The sequence below is a fragment of the Streptomyces adelaidensis genome (genome assembly GCF_016598475.1).
In the GTDB taxonomy this organism is placed as follows: domain Bacteria; phylum Actinomycetota; class Actinomycetes; order Streptomycetales; family Streptomycetaceae; genus Streptomyces; species Streptomyces adelaidensis.
The window spans coordinates 1-20,548 of record NZ_JAEMUX010000085.1 but is presented as its reverse complement, the minus strand read 5'-3'; the positions used below and the strand labels follow the sequence as shown (position 1 = coordinate 20,548).

Here is a 20,548-nt window from a genome sequence, read left to right as displayed (position 1 = left end):
ACCATGTGGTGGGGAGTGGCCGCGGCCCTGTTGGCGAACGCCCTGTACAGCACCGGGTTCGTCCTGGAGAAACGGGCGCTCACCGCGCTGCCCCAGGTGACGGTCCGCGAGCCCGCGCGGCTGCTGCGGCTGGTCCTCGGCAGCCCCCTGTGGATCGCCGGCTCGCTGTCGCTGGCCGCCGGCTTCGCCGCGCAGCTGGCCGTGTACCGGACGCTGCCGATCGCCGCCGCCCAGGGCATCTTCGTCTCCGGCCTGGTCCTGCTCGTGCTGCTCTCGGCGCGGCTGCTCGGCGAGGAGACGACGGGCCGTGAGCGGTACGCCCTCGGGGCCATCCTCGCCGCGCTGCTGATGGTGGTGCTGTCGCTGGACGAGGGCTCCGACACGGTCAGCCGCGGGGCGCCGTACGCGCTGGTCCTGACGATCTGCCTGCCGGCGCTGGCGGCGGGCGTCGGCCTGTACCGGTCCGCCGAGCGGCGGGCCAGGCACCGGCACCGGCTGCCCACCACGGGCGTCGAGTACGGCGTGGCGGTGGGCCTGCTGTACGGCGTCAGCTCGCTCGCGATCAAGGGTGTGTCGAGCCGGCTGACCGGCAGCGGGTTCGGGGACGCCGTGCTCGACCTGCTGCGCTCCCCGTACCCCTATCTGCTGCTGTTCACCGGCGCGTTCGGCCTGGTCATGTCGCAGGCGGCGCTGCAACGCTGCCGGGCCTCGCTGATCGTGCCGGTCTGTACGACGGTGACCTGTCTGTTCACGGCGGTGCTCGGCACGCTGTCGTTCGGCGAGTCGCTGCCCGACGATCCGCTGCGGCTGGCGCTGCGGCTGTCGGGCACGGTGCTGGCGGTCGGCGTACTGCTGAGCATGCCCAAGCACGACAGTCCACCGCCGCCCTCCTCCCAACCTCCCGTACCCGCCAAGGAGTTGACCCCTCCATGAACCCCGACGACCCGTTGCTCCAGATCCTGGCGTGCCCGCTGGACAAGGGGCCGCTGCACCTGGTGGTCCACAAGGAGGACGACGACCGACCGGACCCGTCCGAGGCGGCGGAGAGGCCGGAGGTGCTCTACAACCCCCGGCTGCACCGCCGTTACCCGATCGTCGACGGCATCCCGCAGTTGCTGCCGTCCTCGGGCGAGCAGGTGACGGAGGACGAACACGAGAGGCTTCTCAAGAGGATCGGCTCATGACCACACTCGCCGCCCGCCTCGCGCCGCTCCTCCCGGACCGGCTGATCGGCGCGGCCGCCCGGCTCGTCTATCCGCGCTTCGAGCCGGAGCTGGCCCGGCTCGACGAGCTGTGCCCGCCGGGGTGCGGCACGGCCGTGGACGTCGGCGGCTGGTACGGCCCCTGGACGCGGCGCCTGTCGCGGCGCGCCCGGCGGGTGGTGACCGTCGAGCCGGTGCCCCGGCTGGCCCGGCTGCTCACCTCGGCGGCGCCCGCCAACGTCCGGGTCGTCCAGGCCGCCGCCTCCGACCACCCGGGCACGGCCCGGCTCTGGCTGCCGGCGGGCGACGAGGGCGAGCGCGGGGTGTCGTCGCTGGTCCGGCGGGACATCCACGCCCGCGCGCTGGACGTCCGCTGCGTCACCCTCGACGGTCTGGGCCTCACCGACGTCGGCTTCATCAAGATCGACGTCGACGGCAACGAGCCGGCCGTCCTGCGCGGCGCGTCCGGCCTCCTGGTCCGCGACCGCCCTGCCCTTTTCGTCGAACTGGAGTCCCGTATCCAGCCGATCCCCCCGGTCGTCGACCTCCTCGCCGGCCTCGGCTACGCCGGCTGGGTCCGCCCCGCCGGGACCTGGCTCCCCCTCGACCCGGCCGTCCTGGAGGCCCACCAGGCACGTACGTCGCACGTCGCGTCCAAGGGGCTGCTCCGCCGCGTCCTGCCCTTCGCCGGCCCCCGTTACGTCAACTCGGTGCTGTTCCTGCCGGACGGGCGCCGCCCGGGCGGGCCGGTCGGGCACCACCGGCCCACCGTCGGCGCCGTACGCGACGATGGGCCCCATGTCCTCCGCGAAGCGCCCCGGCCCCGGCCCCGATAAGCCCTCCGGCACTCCCGGCACATCCGGCCCCTTCACCCCGCTCGACTTCCAGCTCGTCCTGCTGCGCCGTATGGCCGACCACAACCCGGACCTCGTCGAGGACGCCCGGCACGCGCTGGGCGTCTCGATCGCGGACATGCGCGAGGCGAACCGGCGGTGGCAGGCGATGGTGCGGTCGCCGCGGGGCCGGGGGTCGGCCGCCCGCTACCGGTCGGTCCTGGGCGCGCCGGAGGCCGTGGCCCGGCGCCGCATCGGCGACCTGGAGTGCGAGGCGCGGCTGTGGCCGGTGCCGCTGTGGCCGGACCTCCGCTTCGAGGTTCTCCTCGCCCCGAACGGCGCGGTCTGGAACGAGTGGCTGGTACGGGCCCCGGGCGCCCCGGGTCCCGATCTCCGCACGGTGGCGGACCTGACCCCGTGGTCCTGCACGGTCGACGAGGCGGCCCGCGCGTTCGCGCCCGTGCGGCCGTTGGAGGGGTCGGCGCCGACGCGGTGGGGGCTGGCGTTCGTCGCGCCCGACTCGCGGGGGGTGCGGCGGAGGTGTGTCGCCGAGTTCACGTGGGGGTTGTTCCAGCGGATCGCGTGAGGGCTCGGCCGTCCGGGGTGTGGGGGCGGCCGCGGGTCGTCGGTGGTTGCTCGCGCAGTTCCCCGCGCCCCTTCACGGGTGGGTGTGGTCGTTCGGCGTCACGGCATGGGCGTGATCGGTCAGCGTCGCGCGCCAATCGTGCGGTCTGCTTCAGCGGGTGCCCGTAGATCGGACATTGCCGTTCAGGCGGCCGATGGCACTCCATATGGGCATACGGTCCGCACGGAGTCCCGGTCTCCGATCCTCCTTCGACCGATCCCGCCCGATCTCAAGGGAAGGCACCCCGATGACGACCCAGCATCCCGCGGAGCGAATCGTGCCCGTCGAGCGGCTGCGGCTGGGGGACCACGCGTGTATGGGGCCGGGGGACATCGAGGGGGCCGGGGAGTCGCCGTGGAAGGTGTTCACCGCGTACACCCGGACGAGTCTGGCGCGCGGGGAGAAGGTCCTGCTGGTCATGGACCAGGACGACCTCAACGACGACGAGGTGGTCGCGCTGCTGGACCGGGGCAGCGGGCAGGTGGTGGCGGCGCGGGCCGGCGGACAGCTGTCGCTCAAGCGCAACACGGAGATCTACGTCCCCGACGGCCGCTTCCAGGAGCAGCGCACGATCGACACGTACGCCTCCGAGGTCGACCGCGCCTGCGACGAGGGCTGGTCGGGGCTGCGGATCACCGCCGACATGAGCTGGGCGCCCCGGGTGAACCTCGGCCACGACCGGCTGCTGGACTACGAGGCCTCGGTGGCACCGCTCTTCACCGATCCCCTGTTCACCGCGATCTGCTGGTACGACCGGCAGAGCTTCGGTGACGACCTGACCGCCCGCGTCGGCAAGGTCCACCCGCTGCGGGTCATGGAACGCCTCGACTCCCTGGAGGTCACCGAGACCCCCGACGGCGGCCGGATCACCGGCACGGCGGAGCTGAGCACCCGGACCGAGTTCGTCGAGGCCCTGCGCGCGGCCCTCGAACGCCGTGACGACTCCGGCCCCAGCCACTTCGTCCTCGACCTGCGGGACCTGTGCTTCATGGAGGCCCACTGCGCCTGGCAGCTGATCAGCCTCGCCGCGTCGCTGCCCGCCGGCAGCGAGGTCACCGTGCGCTGCGGCGAACTCCTCGGGCTGGTGCTGGAGCAGCTGGGCGCCGACGAGGTGCCGCAGCTGGTCGTCAGCGTGGAGAGGGAGTGCCAGGAGGACGGGACGGAGGCGGCGACCGGGTGAACGCGGGGCTTGCGCTTCGGATGGAGTTCCGTGCGGCCGGACTTCGCGGCGGCGGGGCGGTCCCAAGGTCACGGCCCGCGTCCCGCCGAGTCGCTGATCGGCGGCACCGGCCGCCTCGCGCTCCGCACCACCCGCCGGGGCACCACGGCCACCCTGTCCGTCCCCCTGCCGGCCACGGCGGGTACGACGCCCGTCACGCCCCCGGCCGCGCGCTGAACCAGGCCGCGACCTGACTGCGGTTGTGGAAGCCCAGCTTCACGAGGATGCGTTCGACATGCCCCTCGGCGGTGCGGCGGGCGATGACGAGGTGGTCGGCGATCTGCCGGTTGGTGCGGCCCTGGGCGACGAGGGCGGCGACCTGGAGTTCCCGGCGGGTGAGCGGGACCGGGTCGGCGGTGGAGGGGGAGGGGGGTGCGGGGGCGGGTACGGGTGCGGGGGCCTTCGCCGGGTCCGGGGCGGACCTTTCACCGGCGACCGGCGCCGCGCCCGTACGCACACTCGGCCCCGTACACACACTCGACCCCGTACGCACGCCGGAGGCGCCCCCCTCCCCCGGCCCGCCCAGCGCGTAGGCCACCGCCTCCTCCGCCGTCAGCTCGCCGCCGTGGCGGTGGGCCAGGGTGTAGGCGTGGTCGCCGAGGGTGTGGCGGGCGTGGTGTTCGGCGGGGCGGGGGCGGCCCGGCCGGGGCGACTCCACGGGGTTGCCGCCGATGTCGTGCCAGATGCGGTCGACGGCGCCGCGCAGGACACCGGCCCGCTCGGCGTGGCCCGCGAGGGCCTCGGCGGCGGCGAGCAGATCGAGGGTGCGGGCGAGACTCTGGTGCTGCCGCACGGTGTACGGCAGCCGCAGACAGGCGCGGGCGTGCTCGGCGGCGCGCTCGTACTGGCCCGCCGCCCAGTGCGCGAGGGCGAGGGTGCGCAGCGCCCAGGAGCGGGCCCACTGTTCGCCGTGGGCCCGGCACAGGGCGACGGCCTCCGTGCACAGCGGGATCGCCTCCGCAGCGCGGCCCCGGCTGACGAGTGTGCAGGCCAGTTCGACGCGGGTGAGGACGACGAAGCCGGCCGTGGAGGTCCGGGCGCGGCCCGGGCCGAGGGTGCCGGCCGGCACGGGCGGGGGCGCGGGCACCGGGAGTTCCTCGTCGGCGACGGCCGCCGTGCGCACCGGGTCGAGGCCGGCCAGGACGGCGGCCGAGCGGCTGTGCACCAGGGAGGTCAGGGCGCCCGCCCACATGGCCCGGGTCAGGGCGACGTCCGGCCGGGCCCCGGCCCGCAGCGCGCCGTCCATCCAGTGCCGGCCCTCGCCCCAGATGCCGCTCGCGACCCAGTGGAACCACAGGGTGGAGGCCAGCCGCAGCCCGTGCTGGGCCTCGCCGGGGGTGGTGAGGCAGAAGTCCAGTGCGGCCCGGAAGTTGTCCTGGTCGATCCGCAGCCGTTCGGTGATCTCCTCCTGGTCGGGCCCGAACCAGGCCTGCTCGTACTCGGCGCCCAGCCGGGCGAAGTGGTCGCGGTGCCGCCGTCGGGTGTCGGTCGCCTCGCCCAGGTCGTGCAGCTTCTCCAGCCCGTAGTCGCGCAGCGAGACCAGCAGCCGGTAGCGCAGCTGGCCGCCGTGTTCCTCCCGGACGAGCACCGACTTGTCGACGAGTCCGGCGACGGCGTCCAGGACGGCGGACGCCTCGACCCCGTCCCCGGCGCAGACGGCCTCGGCGGCGGCCAGGTCGAAGCCGCCGACGAACACGGACAGCCACGCCCACACCAACTGCTCCTGCGGGGTGCACAGTTCATGGCTCCAGTCGACGGCGGAGCGCAGCGTGCGGTGGCGGGGCGTGGAGGCGGGGCTGCCGCCGGTGAGGAGCTGGTAGCGGTCGTCGAGGCGTTCGACGAGCTGGTCCACGCCGAGGGCGCGTACCCGTACGGCCGCGAGTTCGATGGCGAGCGGCAGGCCGTCGAGCCGGCGGCAGAGGCGGGCCACGGCCTGCTGGTTGGCCTCGCCGACGGTGAAGCCGGGGACCACGGCCGCCGCGCGGTCGGCGAACAGCCGCAGTGCGGGGAAGGAGTCGACCGCCGACGGGCTCAGTTCCTCCGGCGCGGGCGCGGGCAGCGGCGGCACCTCGAAGAGCTGCTCCCCGGCCAGGCCGAGCCGGTGGCGGCTGGTGGCGAGGACGCGTACGCCCTCGGTGGCCGTCAGCACGGTCCCCGCGAGCACCGCGCAACTGCGCAGCAGATGTTCGCAGTTGTCGAGGACGATCAGCAGGCGCCGCTCCCGCAGATGGTCGACGAGGATCTCCAGCGGGGGGCGTACGGTCTCGTTGCGGACGCCGAGCGCGTCGTTCACGGCATGCGGGACGAACGCCTCGTCGCGCAGCGCGGCCAGCGGGACGAGCCACACCCCGTCCGGGAAGGCCCGTGCGACCTGTCCCGCCACATGCCCGGCGAGCCGGGTCTTGCCCACCCCGCCGGGTCCCGTCAGCGTGAGCAGTCTGCCCACCGACAACAACCGTCTGACATCCGCCGCCTCGTCCCGTCGCCCCACGAAGCTCGTCAGCTCCGCCGGGAAACCGGAAGTGCGCCGCGACTCCGATCCGCCCACGACCCTGGTCACGCCCTCAGTTGTGGTTCCCGTACGCCGTGTTGTAACCGCGAAGGGTAGGCAGCGGGCACGGGCCAGACACCCGCTTCATGGATTTCCCGCCTCTTCGGGTGAGGGGGCCCGCAGGGTCAGCCGGTGGCCGCCGCCGACAGGATCGCCTCGACCACCCGGGGCAAAGAGTCGGGGTGCAGCCACAGGAAGAGGTTCGGCTCGACGAGCTCCAGCTCCATCACACACGGCTGCCCGTCCTCCCCGGTGACGAGGTCGACGCGCGCGTACAGCAGCTCCGGCGCACCCGGTACGGCGGCCAACGCCCGCTCCGCGACCGCGAGTTCGGCCTCGGTCGGGGTCCAGGGAGTCAGGTTCGGGTGGGCGGTCTTCTTGGCGTCGTAGGCCGTGCCGGGCGCGAGTACGGCCCCCTTGCGGCTGGCGTGCAGCAGGCGGCCCCCGAAGAACTGCAGGGCCCGCTCGCCGGCGGTGTCGATGCTTCTCACGAACGGCTGGACCATCGCGGTGAGCCCTTCGGCGTGCATCCGCTCGATGTGCCGTACGGCGGTCTCCCGCTGGTCCGGGGTGTACCGCGCGGCGAACCGGGCGCCCGCGCCGGAGGTGGGCTTCACGACGTACTCGTGCGCCGCCGGCAGCTCCAGCGGGTCGCCCGGGGCGAGGTAGGCCGTGGGTACGACGGGCACGCCGGCCCGCGCGAGATCGCCGAGGTACCGCTTGTCGGTGTTCCAGCGCACGACCTCGGCGGGGTTGGCGAGCCGGGTGGCCCCGCCGGTCTTCTCCGCCCAGGCCACGAACTCGGCCGCGCGCCAGCTGTAGTCCCAGGTGGACCGGATGACGACGAGGTCGTAGCCGGCCCAGTCGGCCGCCGGGTCGTCCCAGTGCACGGCGGCCGCGTCGGCCCCGGCCTCCCCCAGCGCCCGCACCAGCACCGGCAGATCCCGGTCGGCGCTGGTATCCGGCCGGGGGTCGTAGGTGGCGACGGCTATACGGGGGCGGGGGGCGGCTGCGCGGACCACGGGGGCTCCGATCTCGTACGGGGGCGACTTACGTCTGCGGCTGCCGCGCATGGCTGTGTGCCAGGGCGGACGGTCTTCGGCGCAGGCTAACAATCGTCCGCGATCAGTTCGGCTTCCTCGGGGGCCGGGGAACGGCGCTCGGCGCGGACACTCAGCTCAGTACGTTCCGCTCGACGTCCAGGTCGATGGTCTCCGGGTCCACGCCCGGGAGGTCGACGTGGACGACGAAGTCGTCGCCGGCATGCTGTGAATTTGCCGAGAGCCGGCGGCCGTTCGACGAGTGAGATAATTGTGCGGAAATTGTGGCTGCTTAGACCACTGGACCCGAAAGCCGTATTGAACCCTGTATGGTTCAGCTCGACACCAGCGTTTGCTTGACCCGAGTCAATTAATCAAGTCTTAAGAAAAGTGGCTTGATCCTGACTCCGATCCCCCCATAGCGTTTCCCGTGCCAATCAGCCAAAGACGCGAAAAGCGTATGGAATCTGCTTTTCGTGCCCGAGTGCTGCAGAGCAAGGCTGCAAAGCCTCCCTGTATTCCGGCGTCTACTCGCAGCGACCTGTGGATGCAGCCTGTCGGTGAGCCCCCTGCCGGGGGCACCCGACGGGCTGCGCGCCTGGCGCGCGAGTCCTGCCGGGCCAGGTGCCCGGAATGGTTCCCGGCACCGCCTGCCTGGAGAATGGAACACCAGCATGACATCGAAGTTGACTGACCGAAACAAGCGCCGCATAGCCGCTGTCGGGATGGCGTGTGTGGCAACGCTGGGTGCTGCCGCCATCACGGCACCCAACGCGAGCGCGGAAGCGAATCGCCGCATCTGTTTTTACGGCGACGCTGTCGCAACCTACAACGCTACCGGGCATGCAACTGGCTATTACTTCTGGGTGATGAACTACAAGAAGGATGGCGGCTGCCCCGCGAACCCGAGCCAGCGGTCCAAGGATGAAGGGGCGAAAAGCGCTTACACTGCGAAATGGACGTGCGAAGACTTCGCTACGAAAATGCGATACATCAACGACCCCTGCACCGGCACAATGATCAAGGACAAGATTTACAAGGTCGCTTTGGTCGGCCAGAACACGGCCTCGCCATATGTGACATTTGATCAATACAATTGACAAGCGGAGTCCACCCCGCCGATGCGGGGTGGTTCCAGTCTTGATCTCTGCATGAGGGTCTGTCAGCTTGTCGACAGACCCTTACTGTTTTCGGGGTAGCGTTACCGCCTTCGGCGTTTCACGGTCCGTCTGGTCTGTCGAGCGCGAGGCAGGCGCCTCCTGCGAGGATCCCCGGGTGATCCTTGAGCGGGACGCGTCTCGGTCGCACGGGTTCGCCGTCGCCTACCTCCGACCCACCCGACACCCCCGGCACCCCCTGCCCGTGGTCGCCGGCCGTCGCGAACGGCAGCTGCGCCAGTACGCCGATCACCCGCCCGGCTGACTCCGACTCCGGCTCAGCGAGTTCCGCCCGACCCCCGACGTGCGTCTGCCCGGGGACGACATCCACCCGTACGCAGAACGCACCCAGAACGCGCCCAGAACACCCCCGCGGTCACCGGCTCACCAGTAGGCGCTACTCACCGTGGCCAGAATGTCACCCGTCTGGCCTACGCCCCCAGCGCCCGTGACACCGTGTGGATCAGCAGTCCCGGCAGGGAACCCACCACCGTGCCGTCGATCCGGATGAACTGCAGGTCACGGCCGATGTTGGCCTCGATCTTCCGCGTGGTGTCCGCGACGCTCCCTTCCGCTTCCGTGCGGGCCGACGGCGCCCCCGGCGTCGACCACTTCGAGGTCGGCGTCACCCCGACGAGCAGGCCATCACCTGGTCCAAGGTCTGACGACAGCGTTTCCTCCGGCAGCCGATGGTCTACGGAAAGATCGTGGTGGCGGTATCCGCGGTGGTGTGGCTGGTGCTGGTCGTGCCGGGATTCGGGTAGCCCCATGAGTGGCGGTAGCGGTACATCGGACGGCGACAACCAAGGAGTACGACTCGTGTCCCTTCTCTTCCCGGCCCTCACCGGCGACGCCCAGGGCGAGCGGCCCGCCCTCCACTTCGGCGACAGGGCCCTGACGTACGCGGAGCTCGACGCCGTGACCGGCGCGCTCGGGGGCCGTCTCACGGGCCACACCCGGGTGGCCGTCTGGGCGACACCGGAACTGGAGACCGCCGTGGCGGTCGTGGCGGCGCTGCGGGCCGGCGTCGCCGCCGTGCCGCTCAACCCGAAGTCCGGGGAGAAGGAACTCAGCCACATCCTGTCCGACAGCGCGCCGACGCTGGTACTGGCCGCGGCGGCCGATGAACTGCCCGCCCGGCTGCGGGACTTGGACCGGATCGACGTCGACGTGCACGAGGGCACGGGCACCGGGACGGGGACCGGGACCGGGACGGGCACCGGCACCGGCACCGGCACCGGGACGGGCACCGGGACGGGCACGGGCACCGGCACGGGGACCCGCACCGGCACGGGCACCGAAACCGCCGCCCTCGACGAGCACACGCCCGGCGAGAACCCCGCCCTGATCGTCTACACCTCCGGCACCACCGGCCCGCCCAAGGGCGCGGTCATCCCCCGCCGGGCCATCGCCACCACGCTGGACGCACTGGCCGACGCCTGGCAGTGGACCGGCGACGACGTCCTGGTCCACGCCCTGCCCCTCTTCCACGTCCACGGCCTGATCCTGGGCATCCTCGGCCCGCTGCGCCGCGGCGGTTCGGTCCGCCACCTGGGCAGGTTCGACACGGGCGGGGTGGCCCGGGAGCTGTCGGCGGGCGCGACGATGCTGTTCGGGGTGCCGACGATGTACCACCGGGTCGCGGAGGCGCTGCCCGCCGACCCGGCGCTGGCGAAGGCCCTCGCCGGGGCCCGGCTGCTGGTCTCCGGCTCGGCCGCGCTGCCGGTGCACGACCACGAACGGATCGCGGCGGCGACCGGGCGCCGGGTGATCGAGCGGTACGGCATGACGGAGACGCTGATGAACACCAGCGTCCGCGTGGACGGCGAGGCGCGCGCCGGCACCGTCGGCCTACCGCTGCCGGGCGTGGAGCTGCGGCTCGTGGAGGAGGACGGGTCGCCCCTCACCTTCTACGACGGCGAGACCGTGGGCGAGATCCAGGTGCGCGGGCCCAACCTCTTCACCGAGTACCTCAACCGGCCCGACGCCACCGCCGCCGCGTTCACCCCCGACGGCTGGTTCCGCACCGGCGACATGGCCGTGCGTGACCCCGACGGCTATGTGCGGATCGTCGGCCGCAAGGCCACCGACCTGATCAAGAGCGGGGGTTACAAGATCGGCGCGGGCGAGATCGAGAACGCGCTTCTCGAACACCCAGGGGTACGGGAGGCCGCGGTCACCGGCGAACCGGACCCCGACCTGGGCGAGCGGATCGTGGCCTGGATCGTCCCGGCGGACTCGCAATCTCCGCCTTCCGCCGAGGAGTTGGCGGACCATGTGGCCCGCAGCCTCGCCCCGCACAAGCGACCGCGCCTGGTCCACTACCTGGGCGCCCTGCCCCGCAACGACATGGGGAAGATCATGAAGCGGTCCCTGAACCGTGACTGAGCGACGCCTGTCCGCACGCGAGGTGGTGGCTCTGGTGGCTGACGATTTCACCGAACTCCCTTCTGCGCCAAGGGAGTCCGAGCCCGACGGCCCCCTCGCCTGGCAGGGCTACGACGCCTCGCGCGCCCGCGCCGCCGAGCGGACCGGGGAGGAGGAGTCGGTGGTGTGGGGACGGGCGGGTGTCGGTACGTCGGCGGCCGTCCTGATCGCCTTCGAGTTCGGCTTCCTGGGCGGCTCCCTCGGCGAACGCACCGGCGACCGGCTGGAGGCGGCGTACACCTACGCCCGCGAGCACCGCCTGCCGGTCGTCTCCCTGGTCGCGACCGGCGGCAGCCGTATGCAGGAGGGCATGCGTGCCCTCACCCAACTCCAGCGTGTGGCCCGCCAGTCGGCGCTCACCCGTGAGGCGGGCCTGCCCCAGATCGCCGTACTGCGCGACCCGACGACCGGCGGCGGCTGGGCCACCCTCGGCGCCGGCGCGGACATCGTCCTCGCCCTGCCCGGCGCTCAGATCGGCTTCGCCGGCTCCCGGGTCCGCCCACCCGACGCGGACCCGGCGGCGTACACCGCCGAATCGCAGGTGGCGGTGGGCGCGGCGGACGGGGTCGTACACCCGGGGCACCTGCGCGAAACGCTGGCCCTGTGGCTGACGCTGCTGACCGCCCCCTCCACCACACCGGCGCCCCCGCCCCGGGCCCTGTCCTCATCCACCACCCTCCCCACCACCGGCTGGGAGGCCGTGGCCCGCGCCCGTTCCCCTCAACGCGCCCGTGCCGACGCCTACTTGGACGCGTACTTCACCCGCCGGGCGGCCGTCAGCGGTGACCGCGTCGGCGGCACCGACCCCGGCATGCTCTGCGGCTTCGGCGAACACGAGGGCAGAACCGTCGCCTACGCCGCCCAACGCGGCACGGCGACCCGCCCGGCGGGCTACCGCACCGCCGCCCGCCTCATCCGCCTCGCCGACCGCCTCGGCATCCCCGTCCTGACCCTGGTGGACACCCCCGGCGCCGCAAACGACGCCACCGCGGAACGCCAGGGCGCCGGCGCCGCCATCGCGGACCTCTTCGCCACCATCACCACCGCCCGCACCCCCATCACCACCCTCCTGATCGGCGAGGGCGGCTCGGGCGGAGCCCTGGCCCTCGCCGCCCCGGACAACACCTGGGCCACACCCGACAGCTACTTCTCGGTGATCGCACCGGAGTTGGCTGCGGCGATCCTCAAGCGTCCGGAAGGACAAGTACGGACCACGGCGGACGAGCTTCGGGTGCGGCCGCAGGACCTGGTGGAGCTGGGGGTCGTGCGGGGGGTCGTACGAGGGGCTGCAGCGACCCACCCGAGCTGACCTGCCGTCACAGAACCACCCGTCCAGCCGCACCCCACCCGGCCCACCCCAACGAGCACGGCCCCCGCTCCCGGCACACGATGCAAGGGAGCCGCCGCCCTCGCGGCCCCACGGTCCGTGCTCTCGGGAGGATCCGCAGATGACCGCCATGCCCGCCAGTCTGGAGCAGTTGCGCCGCTGCCATTTCGGCGTCGATCTGGGGGCCGCGCGGACCCGGGTGTACGTGAAGGGCTCGGGCCTGGTCGTGGACCAGCCGAGCGTGGCCGCCGTGAACACCCGGACGGGCGCGCTGATCGCGGTCGGGGAGTTCGCGGAGAAGATGATGGGCCGTACGCCCGACTACATCCGGGTCGTGCGCCCCGTCTCCGGCGGCACGGTGGTCGACATCGAGATGGCCCAGCGCATGCTGCGCCAGTTGCTGGGCGACAAGGTGCGCCGCACGCTGCGCCGCAAGCCCGTCCTGCGCGCGGCGGCCTGTACGCCCCACGACGCGGACCCGCTCGCCCAGCGCGCCACGATCGAGACGCTGGTGGGCCTCGGCGCCCGCCGCGTGGAACTGGTCGACACCCTCATCGCGGCGGCGGTCGGCTGCGGTCTGCCCGTCGAGCAGCCCGAGGCCACCATGATCATGGTCTGTGGGGCGGCCGCCACCCAGCTGGCCGTCCTCTCCCTGGGCTCGGTCGTCAACGCCGTACGCATCCCGGTCGGCGGCGAGGCCATCGACCACGCGATCGTGCAGCACCTGCGCCTGAGGCACGAGCTGACCCTGCCCAGCCAGTCCGTACGACCGCTCCAGCTCGCCCTCTCCGGCAACGGCCTCACCCCGCACGGCCCCGCCTCCACCGAGATCCACGGCCTGGATGTGGCGACCGGCCTCGCCCGCTCGGTCCAGGTCGACACCGCGGCTGTGCGCGACGCCATCCAGACACCGCTCACCGCCGTGGTCGACGGCATCGGCAAGGTCCTCCGCGACTGCCCGCCCGACCTGGTGGCCGACCTCGCCGACCGCGGCATCATGATGGTCGGCGGCAGCGCCCTCCTCCCCGGCTTCGACCAGATGCTCCGCCACGCCACCGGCATGCCGGTCCACATCGCCGAACGCCCCGACGTCTGTGCCGCCCTCGGCGTCGGCGCCATGCTGGAGGGCCGCCTCCAGCCCCTCACACTGGACCCGGTGGGCGACTGACGGCCCGACCTCCGGACCTCCCCCTACCAGCCCCCGCACAGTGGCCGGGGCACGAGGGGGCGGCTGCCGGACGCACGGCCATCTGGCGGTCGCCTCCGTGAGCCCCTGATGCACCGCCGAACGCGCGTACGCCTCATTTCCGTGCAAGTCCCGTGACGCTAGGGTTGTTCGGATGACCGCGGCAGCGGAGGAGAGCGTGCGAATGGCGGGTCCCGTGCCCCGGATCGGTATCACCGGACATCGGGCGATCCCGGACGGAGCCCTGTCAGCCGTACGCTCGGGCATCCGGGCGGAACTGCGGGGCATGAGCGCGGCCCGGGCCGTGAGCTGTCTGGCCGCCGGCGCCGACCAGCTGTTCGCCGAGATCGCCCTGGAGTACGGCATCCCGCTGACCGCCGTGATCCCCGGCATGGACTACGAGGCCCACCTCGGCGACGACCGGGTACGGATGTCGTACCGCAGGCTCCTGAAGTGCTGCGCCGAACGCGTGCAGCTCCCGCACGAGCGCACCCATGACGAGGCCTACTACGCGGCCGGCCGCTACATCGTCGACCATGCCGACCGCGTGATCGCCGTCTGGGACGGCGCCCCGGCCCGCGGCCTCGGCGGCACCGGCGACATCGTGGACTACGCGCGGACCGTGGGGGTGCCGGTGACCGTGTTGTGGAGCCCGGGCGTCGCCCGCCCCTTCTGACGCTGCACCCCGACTCGCCCGCGCCCTGGCGCTTCGCTCCCGGACACCCCGTCAGGACCCGAACCGCACCAGCCAGTCCGTGTGCTGCGGCGAGACCAGCCGCTCCGCCTCCGCGACGGCGTCCGCCCAGCCGTCCTCCGTGACCGTCGTGCTCATCGCGACCCGCAGGGTCTCCAGGTCCTGTTCGACGAGGGAGTGCGCGTACGTGAGCGGGCGGTGGCGCCGGACCTCCTGCCAGGCCAGACCCGCCGCCGCCGCGGCGCTCAGCACACCCGTCAGGTCCCAGCGTCCGATGACGCCCAACGCCCTGAGCACGGCGGCGATCAGAGCCATCGACGTGAGCACGGCCGTCATCCCGGACCAGCGCACGGACGCCTGGTGCGCCTGGCCGGCCCGGTTGCCGTACCAGGTCAGCTGTTCCACCACCCGGTCGCGCAGATAGATGTCGCGCCGGGCCGCGAACGCCTTGGCCCGGATCGCCCGCATCACCGGTGTGATCTGCCCGACCCCGTACCCGGCCGCCCCTTCCCGCTCGTCCTCCCACCCCACCTTCCTCAGCTCGCTCAGCCGCTCCTCCAGCCGGGTGGCGAACAGCGCTTCCGGGTTGGCGACCCGGGAGTGGAAGGGCCCGCCGTGCGCCATGTACTGCCACGCCAGCGACTTGATCACCTCGGCGGCCGCCCGGTGGGCCTGCCAGTGGAGGCGGGCGCGGCGACGGGAGGCGTAGATGCCGAACGCGATCGTCAGCGCATAGAGCACGGCGGCGATCCATGAGGGAACGCGGCTGTTCACCCGCTCGGACATCGAGGCGGTCGCGGTGGCGAGGAGCAGCACGACCAGCTGGGTGCGGACCACCTTGAAGGATTCACCTTGATGGAGCAGTGCCATGCGGTCGTTGACCTGGAACAGCGGAGGAAGGTCGTCGTCATTCACTGTGGTGCTCGGGCCGGGGGTAACGGCCATGAAGGACCTCACACGGACATGCGGAGTGAACGGCAGGTCATGCTCTCGTCAAAAACTGAAATGCGCCAGGGCGCCTGTCCGGGGACGGGACCCCATTGGCGCCGAGAGACCGAAGCGTGTGGCCGCACCGGTCGACTACTGGTGCAGTGGGTCCCGCACCATCGTGGCGAAGACCGGCGAGTCCTCGAAAGGCTGTTGCTCGCCGATGTTCCGGTATCCCCAGGACTCGTACACCGCCTTCAACCGTCCGCCGGAGCGGGTGGGGTCGACCAGGAGCGTGGCGCGTTCCTCGTCGCGCTCGGCGAATAGCGTCTCGTGCAACAGACGGGAGGTTCCCGCACCCGCAGTGCCCCGGTACGCCTCGCGTACAAGGACCTCCTGGACGGCAAACGTGCGGCTGCCGGTTTCCCGGGTGAAGTCTTTCGAACTTGAGCGGTGCGCCGTCGGTACGCGCTGACTGCGCGTCACGATCTGTGATGGGTGGGGTGGTTGTCGGCCCTGGATGTGGGACGCCCGTGGTCCTGGGTGATCATTTCTGTTCTCTACGCAGAAAAATCACTGGGGAGCCACGGGCTTGGTCAACGATACGACGTTGCTGCTCGGCCTCGACGGGGTGTCCGTCATGCGGGTCGAGCGGTGCGAAGACGGTGGACGCCGGGTCCATCTGGCCACGGCGGATGCCTCGGCGCGGGCCTGCCCGGCCTGCGGGGCCTTCGCGTCCCGGGTGAAAGGCTCCGCGACCACCCGTCCCCGGGATCTCCCCTACGGCGAGCGCGGGCTGGAGTTCTTGTGGCACAAGCGGCGTTGGTGGTGCCGCGAGCCGGCCTGTCCCGCGGAAATCGTTCACCGAGCAGATCCCGCAGATCCCGGCCGGCAAGCGGCTGACCGGGAGGCTACGGAGTACGGCAGGACGTCGGATACGGGAGTGCCGGCTCCACGGTCGTCCAGGCCGCCCGTGAGCCCTGACCGCTGACGCTTCGCGGCCCGCAGCGTTGGCACCCCAAGCCGTGCCGGTTACTGCCGGGGTTCCGACTCGGCCTGGGCCACCCATACCACCGCCGCCGCGAGATCGGATGCCGTCCCGGCGGGGGCGTAGGTGAAGCCGTCCCACTCCTCCAGTACGCGCGGCTCGTCCGGCCGAAGGTGGCCAGCGCCACCATGCACCGGCCGGTGCCGCCGGTAGATGTCCATCGGAGGCTGGCGCCGCTTGTTGTACGCGGCCAACGGGTCGCCGGCGCCGACGCTCGGGACGGCGCGCGACGGCTGGTTCGGTGGCCCGGGTCGGGAGTGCTTGCCCATGGCTCGATGGTCTCAGGCCGCGACGGCGGTCGGCCGGGCCGCGGCGAGATCCGCCGCGCGGGCACGCACCTCGTCCACCGCGGCGGTCTTGTACGGGCGGGCGGCATCCAGCAGCGTGTTGAGGCGTGAGACGACCAGGGCCGAGTCGACGCGGGCTGCCTCGTCCAGTGCCTCCTGGGCCGACGCGGCGCCCTGCTCGGCCTCCCCTTCGGCGAACAGCGCGGCGGCCAGGCCGATGCGGTCCATGACCTTCACCCGCTCGAAGCCGGGCCTGCGCAGCGCGAGAGCCTCGGTGAAGTGGACGCTCGCGGGACTGCGGGGGCGGCCGATCCCGGCGAGATCGCGGGCGGATACCGCGCGGGCGCCGGCGTGCTCGGCGGCGTCGAAGTACGCCACCCAGTCCGGCACGTCCTGACCGAGTCCCTCGGCCACCAGTTCGTCAGCGCTACCGAGGTACCGCTCGGCTGCACGCTCGTCGCCGAGGGCCGCGTGCACCCGCCCGGTCTGGGAGGCGATCAGCGCCCTGGTCGCGGACATGTTGGCCTTCGCCGCTGCGACATCGAGCAGTCCGAGGGCGTCACCGGGATGCCCGAGGTAGATCATCTGGTGGGACATGCGGGTGACGATCTCCACCCCGCGATCCGGCTGCCCGGCCTCGGAGGCCGCGTAGATGCCGTACGACCAGTACCGCTGGGCGGTGGCGTACCGGCCGCTGTCGTGGCTGACCCACCCGGCCAGCGCCGCCAGGTCGGCGGTCGCCGCGAAGACCCGGGTCTTCAGCGACGGCGGGACGCCGTCCTGGACGCGGCGGGCGACTTCGGCGAGCTGGGCGACGATCGCGGAGCGGTAGAGGCCGCCGCCCTTGGAGGCGTCGGCCTTCGTGAAGAACGCGGTGACCTCCTCCAGCGCGGCGGTGGTGTCGGCGTCGAACCCCTTGGCATCGCGGCCCAGACGGCGGGCGGTGCCGCCCAGCATCCGCTCGGCGGCCAGGACGAGCGGGGCGCCGAGGGCGAGCTTGAGCGTGTCGCGGCGGTCGAGGAAAAGGTCCATCTGGGTCCATCCGGCCAATGTCTGGGCGGCTGCCTCGGTCAGCAGCGGGAGCTGGATGCTATCCAGCGTGGGCCCGATGGCCGTCAGGCCGAGATCGCCCGGGGTGAGGGGCTGGCTGACCGCATCGGACAGAACCGATGCGAGCAGGGCGGGGACCGGTGGGCGGGGGCGTTCGCCGTCGATCCAGCGGCGGATGCGGGTGGCGTCCGGGGCGATCTGCCGGTGACCTCGGGCTTTCGCTTCGGCTGCGACCCGGCGGGCGATCTCGCCGTGCGACAACCCGCACACGGCGACCCACAGCGCGAGATGCGGATTGCTGGACTTGCTGGGCACCTTGGCCTCACCCTCCCCGACGGCTGTCACGGAGCGTGGCAACTTCGCCACGGTTCGCGGCACCCACGGTACTGGTCACGGGTCAGGCCAGGGGCAGATTCTGCTCAGGCGGTAGCCGCCCGGCTATCCGCATGAGGCAAGGGGAAGGGAACTCGCATGACGACGCTTGCACCCCAGGCTCCGTGGGCGGTCCGGCTGGTCACCGACCGGCTGCCGGCCGGTCCGCCGTCGTACGCGGCCGTGACGCTCGACCCGTCGACGCAGACCGCCCGCTACACCGACGCCGCCGGTCAGCCGATCGAGATGGGCGGGCACGGCACGTCGAAGACGACCGGCACCGCGTCGATGTCCGGGGGCGGCGACGGGCAGAAGCCGCAGCCGCAGACCCAGGACGACCACACCACCGACTACGAGTCGGACTGACCGATGGCCTCCACCGTCCTGGTCGTCACCGCGCTGGAAGACGTCACCGCGGACTGCGTCATCGCCGCGCTGAATGAGCGCGAGGTGCCCGTCGTCCGCGTCGACCCGGCCGACATCGGCCCCGGCCTAACCTTCGGCGCCCGCATCGGCGCCGGGGCGCCGGCCTGGGCCGGGCGGCTGGTCACCGGCAGCCGGGAGGTGGAGCTGGGGGAGGTGGCGGCGGTGTACTACCGCCGCCCCACCCCCTACGCCGCCCGCTACCAGCACCTGCCCACCCAGCAACGCGACTTCGCCGCGGCCGAGGCTCGCCACGGGCTCGGCGGCGTGCTGAACCACCTGCACGGCGCGTTCTACGTGAACCACCCGTCGGCGGTCACGGCCGCGGACTTCAAGCCCGCCCAGCTCCAGCTCGCCGCCCAGCTCGGCCTGACAATCCCGCCGACGCTGGTCACCAACGACACCGAGCAGGCGGCCAAGTTCGCCGCCGACCACGGACCCGTCATCTACAAGACGTTCCGCGGCCTGCCCCGGGACGAGGACGGGCACACCGGCGCGATCTGGGCCCAGCGCGTCGCCCCCAACACCTTCGACGACTCCCTCGCGGTGACCGCGCACCTGTTCCAGGCGGAGATCCCCAAGACCGGCGACGTGCGGGTCACCGTGGTCGGCCGCCGCGTGTTCGCCCAGCAGATCGCCGCCCCGGACGGCGCGTTGGACTGGCGCCGCGGCAACTGGGACGCCCTGCTCCACGCACCCATCCCCGTCCCGGCCGTCATCGAAGCGGCTCTGCACAGTTACCTGTCGGCGTTCGGCCTGGTCTTCGGCTGCTTCGACTTCGCCGTCACCGGCGACGGCCAGGAGAGCGGGGACTGGACGTTCATCGAGTGCAATCCCAATGGCCAGTGGGGCTGGCTCCCTGACGCCGACGACATCACGACGGCGTTCGCCGACTTCCTGAGCACGAGCACGGAAGGAGGCGGAGCGCGATGATGCCCGCCGACCTGGAGACCGACGCCGAACGGCTGCGCGAGGCAATGACGAAGGCCCTAGCCGAGGACGGCATGCTCGCCGATCCCGGCTGGCGGGCGGCGGTCGAGCGCGTGCCCCGCCACCGGTTCGTTCCGGGCTTCTACCTCCCCGCCGACGAGCGCGACGGGCAGGGGCTGACGGTATGGGAGCCGGTCACCACCGAAGTCGACTATGGCCGGTGGCTGGCCGCCGCCTACTCCGACACCACGCTGATCACCCAGTTCGACGGCGACGAACCGGACTGGAAGCAGCCCGCCGTACGGCACGGCGGGGCGCCCACCTCGTCGTCCACGCTGCCGTCGCTGGTCGTGCGGATGTGGGCGGACGCGGACGTGCAGGAAGGGCACACGGTGCTGGAGATCGGCACCGGCACCGGCTACTCCACCGCGCTCGCCTGCGAACATCTCGGCTCCACCGACGTCACCTCGATCGAGGTCGACCCCCACCGGCTGGAGCAGGCGGCCAGCGCGCTGTACGGGTGCGGGTACATGCCGACGCTGGCGGTGGCGGACGGGCTGTACGGGTACTGGCCGGAGGCGAAGTTCGACCGGATCGTGGCCGCCTGTTCCTTTCGGGCCGTGCCGCCCGCGCTGCTGGCGCAAGCCCGGCCGGGCGGGAAGATCCTGCTCACCCTCTCGGGGTGGCTCTACGGGTACGCCCGCGTCCTGCTGACCGTGAAGAGCGACGGCACCGGCGATGGCCAACTGCTGGGCGGCACCGTCTCCTTCATGTCCGCGCGTACGCACGCGGCACCGGCGTTCGGCAACCCCGCCCACTGGGCCGCGGGCCTGCCCGACACCGGACGGGCGGCCCGGCACACCCCGGAGCGGATCACGGCCGCAACCGAAGAGGCGTTCCACCTGCGGTTCCTCGCACAGTGCGCGGTGCCGGACACGCAGATGACGACGGTCGGCGAGGTGGTGCACCTGGTCGACGTGGTCACCGGCTCCGCCGCCACCCTCACCCCGCGCGAGAGCCGATGGGAGGTCCGCGAGGGCGGCCCGGTGAAGCTGTGGGAGCAGATCGAGCGTGTCCTGAGCGCGTACGACGAGGCAGGCCGGCCGGGGCCGGAGACGTTCACCCTGCACGTCTACGACGGCGGGCAGCACCTGCGGCATCCGCAAATGCCCATCCTGCCCCTGCCGCAACCCTGACCTCGAAACTCCCTCTGCAATACCGAATTTGTAACCGAGACATTGGCAGCTGAG

At 72.3% G+C, this 20,548-nt stretch carries 21 protein-coding genes and 2 pseudogenes; 15 read left to right on the top strand and 8 right to left on the bottom strand.

The window, feature by feature from the left end; translation table 11 throughout:
- Nucleotides 1-15: 15 nt before the first annotated feature.
- The 6 genes from I8N67_RS33575 (at nucleotide 16) to I8N67_RS33550 (ending at nucleotide 4,056) form a co-directional block, all read left to right on the top strand.
- Complete coding sequence (locus I8N67_RS33575; RefSeq protein ID WP_200308053.1) at nucleotides 16-933, top strand: hypothetical protein; 918 nt, start codon at nucleotides 16-18, stop codon at nucleotides 931-933.
- Nucleotides 930-1,184, top strand: coding sequence for a Trm112 family protein (locus I8N67_RS33570; RefSeq protein ID WP_200308041.1), 255 nt, complete (start codon nucleotides 930-932; stop codon nucleotides 1,182-1,184). The genes I8N67_RS33575 and I8N67_RS33570 overlap by 4 nt, the downstream gene beginning before the upstream one ends.
- Nucleotides 1,181-2,038, top strand: coding sequence for an FkbM family methyltransferase (locus I8N67_RS33565; protein WP_200308040.1), 858 nt, complete (start codon nucleotides 1,181-1,183; stop codon nucleotides 2,036-2,038). Before I8N67_RS33570 ends, I8N67_RS33565 begins: the two co-directional genes overlap by 4 nt.
- Complete coding sequence (locus tag I8N67_RS33560) at nucleotides 1,992-2,621, top strand: hypothetical protein (RefSeq protein ID WP_372443862.1); 630 nt, start codon at nucleotides 1,992-1,994, stop codon at nucleotides 2,619-2,621. The genes I8N67_RS33565 and I8N67_RS33560 overlap by 47 nt, the downstream gene beginning before the upstream one ends.
- 286 nt (nucleotides 2,622-2,907) lie before the next feature.
- Nucleotides 2,908-3,840: an MEDS domain-containing protein gene (locus I8N67_RS33555; RefSeq protein WP_200308038.1), complete on the top strand. Its 933-nt coding sequence runs from the start codon at nucleotides 2,908-2,910 to the stop codon at nucleotides 3,838-3,840.
- Between the two features lie 30 nt (nucleotides 3,841-3,870).
- Nucleotides 3,871-4,056, top strand: a complete 186-nt coding sequence (locus I8N67_RS33550; RefSeq protein ID WP_200308037.1) for a hypothetical protein — start codon at nucleotides 3,871-3,873, stop codon at nucleotides 4,054-4,056.
- Here the strand turns inward: I8N67_RS33550 and I8N67_RS33545 are convergent.
- The 3 genes and pseudogenes from I8N67_RS33545 to I8N67_RS43275 all read right to left on the bottom strand — a co-directional run.
- On the bottom strand, nucleotides 4,034-6,439 hold the full coding sequence (locus I8N67_RS33545) for an ATP-binding protein (RefSeq protein ID WP_200308036.1): 2,406 nt from the start codon (nucleotides 6,437-6,439) through the stop codon (nucleotides 4,034-4,036). The genes I8N67_RS33550 and I8N67_RS33545 overlap by 23 nt on opposite strands.
- A 116-nt stretch (nucleotides 6,440-6,555) precedes the next feature.
- A complete protein-coding gene (locus tag I8N67_RS33540) occupies nucleotides 6,556-7,452 on the bottom strand; it encodes an ATP-grasp domain-containing protein (protein WP_200308035.1) in 897 nt (298 codons plus the stop codon).
- 101 nt (nucleotides 7,453-7,553) lie between these two features.
- A pseudogene (locus tag I8N67_RS43275) lies at nucleotides 7,554-7,693 on the bottom strand (Hsp20/alpha crystallin family protein); the annotation flags it as partial.
- 451 nt (nucleotides 7,694-8,144) lie between these two features.
- Here I8N67_RS43275 and I8N67_RS33535 point away from each other — a divergent pair.
- The gene (locus tag I8N67_RS33535; RefSeq protein ID WP_200308034.1) at nucleotides 8,145-8,570 is read left to right on the top strand and encodes a hypothetical protein; all 426 of its coding nucleotides are present in this window, start codon (nucleotides 8,145-8,147) and stop codon (nucleotides 8,568-8,570) included.
- 488 nt (nucleotides 8,571-9,058) lie between these two features.
- Here the strand turns inward: I8N67_RS33535 and I8N67_RS33530 are convergent.
- Nucleotides 9,059-9,184, bottom strand: a pseudogene (locus tag I8N67_RS33530) (DUF445 family protein); the annotation flags it as partial.
- Nucleotides 9,185-9,446: 262 nt separating this feature from the next.
- Between I8N67_RS33530 and I8N67_RS33525 the strand changes: the two are divergent.
- From I8N67_RS33525 to I8N67_RS33510, 4 genes are all read left to right on the top strand, one after another.
- Nucleotides 9,447-11,015: an acyl-CoA synthetase gene (locus tag I8N67_RS33525; RefSeq protein ID WP_200308033.1), complete on the top strand. Its 1,569-nt coding sequence runs from the start codon at nucleotides 9,447-9,449 to the stop codon at nucleotides 11,013-11,015.
- Nucleotides 11,008-12,363 (top strand): carboxyl transferase domain-containing protein, encoded by a 1,356-nt coding sequence (locus I8N67_RS33520; RefSeq protein ID WP_200308032.1) that lies wholly within the window; start codon nucleotides 11,008-11,010, stop codon nucleotides 12,361-12,363. The genes I8N67_RS33525 and I8N67_RS33520 overlap by 8 nt, the downstream gene beginning before the upstream one ends.
- A gap of 148 nt (nucleotides 12,364-12,511) precedes the next feature.
- Complete coding sequence (locus I8N67_RS33515; protein ID WP_200308052.1) at nucleotides 12,512-13,549, top strand: rod shape-determining protein; 1,038 nt, start codon at nucleotides 12,512-12,514, stop codon at nucleotides 13,547-13,549.
- 172 nt (nucleotides 13,550-13,721) lie between these two features.
- Entirely contained in the window at nucleotides 13,722-14,243 is a 522-nt protein-coding gene (locus I8N67_RS33510) for a hypothetical protein (protein WP_234046710.1), read from the top strand.
- A gap of 51 nt (nucleotides 14,244-14,294) precedes the next feature.
- Here the strand turns inward: I8N67_RS33510 and I8N67_RS33505 are convergent, their stop codons facing one another.
- Nucleotides 14,295-15,206 carry a DUF4231 domain-containing protein gene (locus I8N67_RS33505; RefSeq protein ID WP_200308031.1) on the bottom strand — a complete coding sequence of 304 codons (912 nt, stop codon included), beginning with the start codon at nucleotides 15,204-15,206 and terminating at the stop codon, nucleotides 14,295-14,297.
- A 135-nt stretch (nucleotides 15,207-15,341) separates the two neighbouring features.
- The gene (locus tag I8N67_RS33500; RefSeq protein ID WP_200308030.1) at nucleotides 15,342-15,527 is read right to left on the bottom strand and encodes an acetyltransferase; all 186 of its coding nucleotides are present in this window, start codon (nucleotides 15,525-15,527) and stop codon (nucleotides 15,342-15,344) included.
- Between the two features lie 301 nt (nucleotides 15,528-15,828).
- Between I8N67_RS33500 and I8N67_RS44730 the strand changes: the two genes are divergently transcribed.
- Nucleotides 15,829-16,179, top strand: a complete 351-nt coding sequence (locus I8N67_RS44730) for a transposase family protein (protein ID WP_372443863.1) — start codon at nucleotides 15,829-15,831, stop codon at nucleotides 16,177-16,179.
- Nucleotides 16,180-16,220: 41 nt separating this feature from the next.
- Here the strand turns inward: I8N67_RS44730 and I8N67_RS33490 are convergent, their stop codons facing one another.
- Together I8N67_RS33490 and I8N67_RS33485 are read right to left on the bottom strand one after the other, a co-directional pair.
- Complete coding sequence (locus tag I8N67_RS33490) at nucleotides 16,221-16,505, bottom strand: DUF6087 family protein (RefSeq protein ID WP_200308028.1); 285 nt, start codon at nucleotides 16,503-16,505, stop codon at nucleotides 16,221-16,223.
- A gap of 12 nt (nucleotides 16,506-16,517) precedes the next feature.
- Nucleotides 16,518-17,930 carry an NsdA family TPR-like regulatory protein gene (locus I8N67_RS33485; RefSeq protein WP_234046709.1) on the bottom strand — a complete coding sequence of 471 codons (1,413 nt, stop codon included), beginning with the start codon at nucleotides 17,928-17,930 and terminating at the stop codon, nucleotides 16,518-16,520.
- Nucleotides 17,931-18,044: 114 nt separating this feature from the next.
- Here I8N67_RS33485 and I8N67_RS33480 point away from each other — a divergent pair, with 114 nt between their 5' ends.
- Genes I8N67_RS33480 through tgmC form a run of 3 tightly spaced genes read left to right on the top strand, consistent with a single transcriptional unit; the run spans nucleotide 18,045 to nucleotide 20,494 of the window.
- The gene (locus I8N67_RS33480) at nucleotides 18,045-18,311 is read left to right on the top strand and encodes a putative ATP-grasp-modified RiPP (RefSeq protein ID WP_200308027.1); all 267 of its coding nucleotides are present in this window, start codon (nucleotides 18,045-18,047) and stop codon (nucleotides 18,309-18,311) included.
- A gap of 3 nt (nucleotides 18,312-18,314) precedes the next feature.
- A complete protein-coding gene (gene tgmB, locus I8N67_RS33475) occupies nucleotides 18,315-19,301 on the top strand; it encodes an ATP-grasp ribosomal peptide maturase (protein ID WP_200308026.1) in 987 nt (328 codons plus the stop codon).
- Nucleotides 19,298-20,494 (top strand): ATP-grasp peptide maturase system methyltransferase, encoded by a 1,197-nt coding sequence (gene tgmC, locus I8N67_RS33470; RefSeq protein WP_200308025.1) that lies wholly within the window; start codon nucleotides 19,298-19,300, stop codon nucleotides 20,492-20,494. Before tgmB ends, tgmC begins: the two co-directional genes overlap by 4 nt.
- Nucleotides 20,495-20,548: the final 54 nt, after the last annotated feature.

Coding starts and splice junctions, on each gene's coding strand:
- I8N67_RS33570 (WP_200308041.1), top strand. CDS start 930: ATGAACCCCGACGACCCGTTGCTCCAGATCCTGGCGTGCCCGCTGGAC.
- I8N67_RS33565 (WP_200308040.1), top strand. CDS start 1,181: ATGACCACACTCGCCGCCCGCCTCGCGCCGCTCCTCCCGGACCGGCTG.
- I8N67_RS33560 (WP_372443862.1), top strand. CDS start 1,992: ATGGGCCCCATGTCCTCCGCGAAGCGCCCCGGCCCCGGCCCCGATAAG.
- I8N67_RS33555 (WP_200308038.1), top strand. CDS start 2,908: ATGACGACCCAGCATCCCGCGGAGCGAATCGTGCCCGTCGAGCGGCTG.
- I8N67_RS33535 (WP_200308034.1), top strand. CDS start 8,145: ATGACATCGAAGTTGACTGACCGAAACAAGCGCCGCATAGCCGCTGTC.
- I8N67_RS33515 (WP_200308052.1), top strand. CDS start 12,512: ATGCCCGCCAGTCTGGAGCAGTTGCGCCGCTGCCATTTCGGCGTCGAT.
- I8N67_RS33510 (WP_234046710.1), top strand. CDS start 13,722: ATGACCGCGGCAGCGGAGGAGAGCGTGCGAATGGCGGGTCCCGTGCCC.
- I8N67_RS33505 (WP_200308031.1), bottom strand. CDS start 15,206: ATGGCCGTTACCCCCGGCCCGAGCACCACAGTGAATGACGACGACCTT.
- I8N67_RS44730 (WP_372443863.1), top strand. CDS start 15,829: ATGCGGGTCGAGCGGTGCGAAGACGGTGGACGCCGGGTCCATCTGGCC.
- I8N67_RS33490 (WP_200308028.1), bottom strand. CDS start 16,505: ATGGGCAAGCACTCCCGACCCGGGCCACCGAACCAGCCGTCGCGCGCC.
- I8N67_RS33480 (WP_200308027.1), top strand. CDS start 18,045: ATGACGACGCTTGCACCCCAGGCTCCGTGGGCGGTCCGGCTGGTCACC.
- tgmB (WP_200308026.1), top strand. CDS start 18,315: ATGGCCTCCACCGTCCTGGTCGTCACCGCGCTGGAAGACGTCACCGCG.
- tgmC (WP_200308025.1), top strand. CDS start 19,298: ATGATGCCCGCCGACCTGGAGACCGACGCCGAACGGCTGCGCGAGGCA.